The 5215-nt window shown below is 61.1% G+C and carries 9 protein-coding genes; 6 read left to right on the plus strand and 3 right to left on the minus strand.

The annotated features are described in order from the left end of the window. Nucleotides 1–108: 108 nt before the first annotated feature. A complete protein-coding gene (locus KQ310_RS06680) occupies nt 109–411 on the minus strand; it encodes a hypothetical protein (RefSeq protein ID WP_259720992.1) in 303 nt (100 codons plus the stop codon). A gap of 93 nt (nt 412–504) precedes the next feature. Here KQ310_RS06680 and KQ310_RS06685 point away from each other — a divergent pair, with 93 nt between their 5' ends. The 6 genes from KQ310_RS06685 (at nt 505) to KQ310_RS06710 (ending at nt 3893) form a co-directional block, all read left to right on the plus strand. Further along, entirely contained in the window at nt 505–972 is a 468-nt protein-coding gene (locus tag KQ310_RS06685; RefSeq protein ID WP_259720993.1) for a hypothetical protein, read from the plus strand. Further along, entirely contained in the window at nt 962–1435 is a 474-nt protein-coding gene (locus KQ310_RS06690; RefSeq protein ID WP_259720994.1) for a hypothetical protein, read from the plus strand. Before KQ310_RS06685 ends, KQ310_RS06690 begins: the two co-directional genes overlap by 11 nt. A gap of 468 nt (nt 1436–1903) precedes the next feature. Continuing rightward, the gene (locus KQ310_RS06695; protein ID WP_259720995.1) at nt 1904–2566 is read left to right on the plus strand and encodes a nucleoside deaminase; all 663 of its coding nucleotides are present in this window, start codon (nt 1904–1906) and stop codon (nt 2564–2566) included. Nucleotides 2567–2875: 309 nt separating this feature from the next. Then, nucleotides 2876–3184 (plus strand): galactose oxidase, encoded by a 309-nt coding sequence (locus tag KQ310_RS06700; RefSeq protein WP_259720996.1) that lies wholly within the window; start codon nt 2876–2878, stop codon nt 3182–3184. After that, nucleotides 3181–3693, plus strand: a complete 513-nt coding sequence (locus KQ310_RS06705) for a hypothetical protein (RefSeq protein ID WP_259720997.1) — start codon at nt 3181–3183, stop codon at nt 3691–3693. The genes KQ310_RS06700 and KQ310_RS06705 overlap by 4 nt, the downstream gene beginning before the upstream one ends. Nucleotides 3694–3737: 44 nt before the next feature. Further along, a complete protein-coding gene (locus KQ310_RS06710; protein ID WP_259720998.1) occupies nt 3738–3893 on the plus strand; it encodes a hypothetical protein in 156 nt (51 codons plus the stop codon). 77 nt (nt 3894–3970) lie between these two features. On the opposite strand, the gene KQ310_RS06715 is transcribed toward KQ310_RS06710, so the two are convergent. Beyond that, the gene (locus KQ310_RS06715) at nt 3971–4774 is read right to left on the minus strand and encodes a hypothetical protein (RefSeq protein WP_259720999.1); all 804 of its coding nucleotides are present in this window, start codon (nt 4772–4774) and stop codon (nt 3971–3973) included. A gap of 65 nt (nt 4775–4839) precedes the next feature. Then, the gene (locus KQ310_RS06720) at nt 4840–5085 is read right to left on the minus strand and encodes a hypothetical protein (protein ID WP_259721000.1); all 246 of its coding nucleotides are present in this window, start codon (nt 5083–5085) and stop codon (nt 4840–4842) included. Between the last annotated feature and the right edge of the window lie 130 nt (nt 5086–5215).

The following is a 5215-nucleotide window of genomic DNA, read 5'->3' on the forward strand; positions in this document are numbered from 1 at the left end:
ATTCACAACCCGCAACTGAGCCCATCCCTTGCCGCCAAGAGCCTTGGGCATTCTCTGATGGTGCACACCAGTCTTTACCAACGCTGGTTCGACAGTGCCTCGATGGCCTCACTTGTTGCGCAGATGTGAGGCGAAACCCTCGACGTCCACATCGATCGTCCGGCGTTTGCCGGTTTCGCCTCTGGTGGCGCTGACGAATTGGGTGGGGATCCGTCCGCGGTCGATGGCGGCACGCAGTGCCCTGCTGCTGGGGAAATGCAGGACCTGGGCGGCCTCTGCCAGAGGAAGCCAGGGGCTTTTGGGTGTGGGAGGCCGGAGTTCAAGGCGGGCATTGAGGCGCTGCAACTCCTGAAAGATGGCAGCCAGGTAATGAGAAAGATCCTCCGGAGGATGTGATGCCGGGGTGGTCATGGTCGGGGGGTGGGGCAGAGCATCTCTAGCAAGAAGAAGCAGAGAAAAGAAGAGGAAACCCGGCCAGATCGCAAAGGTTGCACGTAACTCTGCGTGCAGATTTTCTTGCATGCTGCATTTGCCCTATTTCAGGGGGAGGAAGGATTTACGTTGTGGATTCGCTGCAACTCGGCAGCGGCATCTATCCCACGCAGGAGTAATCCAGTGACACCCACATGCGACCAGATCGACCTCAGTGATCCCATTGAGCCTGAATCCAGTCCACTGCCGCCGGTCAAGTGCGATCAGCTGCATCAGCGGCTCTCCGCTCTTGCCAAGGATCCGCCGGACAACGTCATGGTGGCCTTTGCTCTGGATCAAATCGCCCAGGAATTCGGGCGTTCGATGGGCGTTACAGAGAGGTTGTACAAGGAAATCAGGGCAACGCACCAGGAGCCGTCGCTTGATGACAGCACCCTGTCCGAACTGGAAGAGCTTTCTGCTGCCTCTGCTGCTGAAGGTGAAATCCGTCAGTTGATCCCGCCTCGGCTTAAGGCTGGATTCAGCTCCGATGTTTGCTGAGCTGGAGGACTACCGGCGCTGCTTCCCGCGCTGCCTCCGGCTGGATTCGTTGGAGTCGGTGCTGACCAAGGGTGACGGCCAGAAAGCCGGCAAAACCAAGGCAGGTACTGTCGAGGCGGTGACGAAGCTGGGCCAGCGGGCCCTGGTACCGGACCTGAGTCGAATCGAGCCCGCAAGCTCGGCAGTGGTGCCGACGCCCAGCCCCTCCCGGAGCAGGTTCACCTGGAATCTGGGTGCAGTCGATCCGGTTCAGGTGCAGGTGGTGGTGGCTCATTACCGCCACCGCTACCCGGCCCTGGATTGGGGGTGGTTGCTGCCGGCGTTGGCGGAGCTGCGGTTGGTGGGTGAACCCCGCTTGGCCGTTTCGAGCTTTGCCGTCGACCACCAGCTTGGGTCGGCTCAGACCTTGATCGAACGGTTTATCCAGGACGTGGGGTTGTGGGTTGTGGTGGAGGAGGAGTGACTCAGGGTTGAGACAGGATCGAGGTCATGACGGCATGAGCAGGCGAGATATCGAGAAGAGCAGCGAGAGGCGGGAAGAGACCTGGTATCGAGAGGCTTGAGGAAGGGAGCGGAGATACGCGGTCTGGTTGTACGCAGCAGAAGCGTCCCAGCGGCTCCGTGGCGGTGGACGGGGAGACGGGGAGAGGGGGAGAGGGGGAGAGTCCCGATCAGCAGACAATACAGACGTACCAATGCCCGGCCGAGTTGATGGCGAGGTTCCGATGCAGCAACGTGGAACCCAGGTCTGAGGCCCTGGAAGAGTGGCTGGGAGCCGACGTTCTCCGCGCTGCGATGGACGGATCGTCGGGGTTCTGAGCTCCTCGACCAGCACGGGCAGCTTCCGTGAAGATCCTCTCTTCTGCCAGGAACGCTTCTGCAGACAGGCAAGGAGGCAGTGCCTACCGTTCCGTTACCTGCAGCGTTCCGCATGGCCGCTCGACTGCTGTCCGTGGTCGCTCTGCTGGCGATGACCACACCATCCCCGGTCCTGCAGCAGGAAGCATTCAAGCTCCACCTTCCCCTGGTCGATCAGCTGGCGGGTGAGAGCCCACAGGCTCCCGTGGTGGCCCTACCGGACGATCCAGACGCTACCGCTGCGGATCGACAGTTCATCCAGCGCAGTTATGAACTCGCTCGTCAGGCTGTCAAGGAAGGGAACTCTCCCTTTGGGGCCGTGCTGGTGGTGGACGGAAAGATTGTGGCTGAGTATCGAAACTCCGTGGCCTCCAGCCATGACCCGACCCGCCATGCAGAACTGGGTTTGATCTCCACCTTCTACTCCAAGCTGGGTCGAGAGGCCTTTCGGCGCGGCACTCTCTATGCCAGTAGTGAGCCCTGCGTGATGTGCATCGGTGCCATCCTCAATGCCGGGGTGCTGAGGGTTGTTTATGGCACCACGGAAGCCCAGTTTCAGCGCATCATCGGTGACCAGTTCGGTGGTCACGACAAGAAGGGTTCTCTCACCAGTCGGGAGATTGTGGCCCGCACCAATCCGACTGTGAGGGTGCTCGGTCCCGTGTTGGAGAAAGAAGGGCTCGCGATTCATCAGTCCTATTGGCCGAAGGTCATCAAGACGTGGGGGAGGGGGTAGACCCTCTTTCGACACCATCGATTGCTTCTGCGATGCGCAGGGCCGCCGCTTCTCTCACGAGCTGACCTCCCCGCGCGAGGCTGGCGAAGGAGCGTGGAGCAGCGCAGTCGCTGATACTCACGAGCCGCTGAGGCCTATGCCCGCCACCCGGCCTCGCCACCCGCAACCGTTGACCGGGCCCAGAGAGGCCTGTGAATGACGAAGTGGACTGAGCAGCAGCGTCCCAGTGCCTCGAGGGCTGCAAGGGGGAAGGGGTCTTGCCAGATCCGACCAGATCAGAGACCCTGTTAGTACGTGTGTACCTGTGCCATGGGCTCCTTGCCTGCTTCCCGGACTCGCTCCTATGGATCCCGTCAGAACCCCAGTCTCAGCAGGGATGAGGCGACGATCGAGGAGTGGCCCTATCTCGATGAAGAGGTGCTGCTGCGCACCCGCAGCCGCAAGGTCTGCATGACCTGCCACTGGTTTCGCCACCACGCCGGCCCCAACTGCATCCCCCTGCTCACCTGCCAGCTGCACCAGGGCCTGCTGGCCCAGGGCGAGCACCTCACCAGCCGCTGCCAGGGCTGGACCGACGACATGACCGGCAAGCGGGGCTGGGCACCGGAGGTGGCATGAACCGCCGTCGAACGGTCGTGGGCGTGATGGGCGCGGGGGACGGTGCCTCTGCAGAAGCCATGCGGCTGGCAGAGCAGCTTGGTGAGTGCATCAGTGCCAGGGGTTGGGTGCTGCTCACCGGTGGCCGCCCGGCGGGAGTGATGGCTGCAGCCAGCCGCGGCGCGGCACGGGTGGATGGGCACCTGGTGGTGGGGGTGTTGCCCGATGAAGGGAACGGTGACGACAGCCAAGGAACGGCCGAAGTGGATCTGGCCCTGTTCACCGGCATGGGGAAGGGCCGCAACGTGATCAACGTGCTCAGCGCCGATGTGTTGGTGATCTGCGGCGGCGGCGGCCCCGGCACGGCATCAGAAGCTGCCCATGCGCTCAATGCTGGCAGGCCGCTGATCCTGCTGGCGGTACCGCCGCTGTGGCACGACTTCTTCTGCTCGCTCGCCCAGGGGGTGGAGAGCGCAAGCGACGTGCAGGAGTGCTGCCGGTTGATCGAGGCCCGACTCATACAGGCATGAGCCGGCCATCACCTCGTGTCCCACTGAGCCCACAGGAGGGTTGGTTGAGCGACGGCCGGCAGGTGCTGAGCTTTTCGCCCGACCCGCTGGGAGCGGGATATCTGGAGATCACCAGCGGCGAGCTACTACCCGACCCTGAGATTCCATTGCTGAACAAGAGACAGGAGTTGAGCTGGACCGGCCAGCATCAGGAGAGCTGAAAGCAGCCAAGCAGAGCTTCTCATTTCTACTCCTTGGATACCATGGATTCACAATGCGGATCATTGCGCCTGGGCCACTACTTAGCGCCAGCGTTGTACTGATAGTTGCCTTCAAACTGGTCGAGAACGATGGTGTTGGGCGGGTTGGAGTCGGCGGCGGCCGTCAGAACCATCTCCTTGTCTAGTTTGCGTGATCTGAACTGCCATCCCGTCGGCAAGGTCAGGCGCTTGCTCAGGGTGGGTAGGTTTTCGATGGTGTTGTTGGGGTCGGCTTTCAGGGACAGGCTGAACATGGTGTAGACGGCGCCCTCGGGAGTGATCAGCTCATACACCGTTTCGCCCGCATTGAAGATCATGCGACTATCACGTTTGGAGACCAACACCTTGTAGGCCACCGGCGGTCCAGAAACGAACTCCTTGAAACTTGGGACTTCGAAGGTGCCGTCCAGGTTCAAGGGGATCGTGCCGATCACTCTCTGCTTGCAGCCATCCCAGGACATCCCGGTTACGGTATTTGCCACCAGACGGCGCGGGCCATTGAAGAAGACACCGTCGCCCCCGAACTCCTTCTTCAAGGTATCCCCATTCAGGGCGCGGAAGCGCGCGTCCATCACGTCGTTGGGCGCGGGAAGGGCGTTGCTGAGAGAGTTGAAGTAGTTGCCGATCCCGCCGCCATTGGGCTGGCGGAACATGAACAGAATCTCGTAGAAGGCCTTGCCGCGCCAGTTCTCAGCATTGATCGGGCAGGGATCCGTCAGGTTGACTATCGGTTTGGATGCCGGTTTGGCTTGCGCTTGTGCCGTGGTGGGGTGCCAAGCCAGTGCAGCGACCAACGTGGCAGCTGCAAAGAAGGCAGGCACAGCGTTCTGAAGCGTCTTCATGGTCGATCTCAAGGATTGGTTGGATGAGGAGCGGAAAGTGGCGAATAGTTCGTGGAGCCAGTCTGCTATGGCTTGTAGTTGGTCATCCCCGGGCCTGTCTTGTCGTAGACGTTGAAGTGCTCGTCGGCCATGATGGTTGCCAGACCATCGGCCGGCCGCTCAACCAAATCCTGGTCGAGCGTCTTGAGCCTGAATTTCCAGCCCGGTGGCAACTTCTTGAAGTTGCCCGCACCGGCGGCGACGAACTGCTCATATGTGATCTGCGGCTTTAGGAGTTTGCTGAAAAACCAACTCACGAGTCCGTTTTCCACAGGTATCAGTGGATTTCTGGCTCAAAAAGTCGGATCGGCGGCTATCAGAGCCGCAAACTGCCCGATTTCGGCATCGTTGGCCTCTCTGCAAGACATTGGTTGAGGCCCATTGGGCACACCTCTGGACAAC

Source organism: Synechococcus sp. CS-1328, assembly GCF_025128095.1.
In the GTDB taxonomy this organism is placed as follows: Bacteria; Cyanobacteriota; Cyanobacteriia; order PCC-6307; family Cyanobiaceae; genus CBW1002.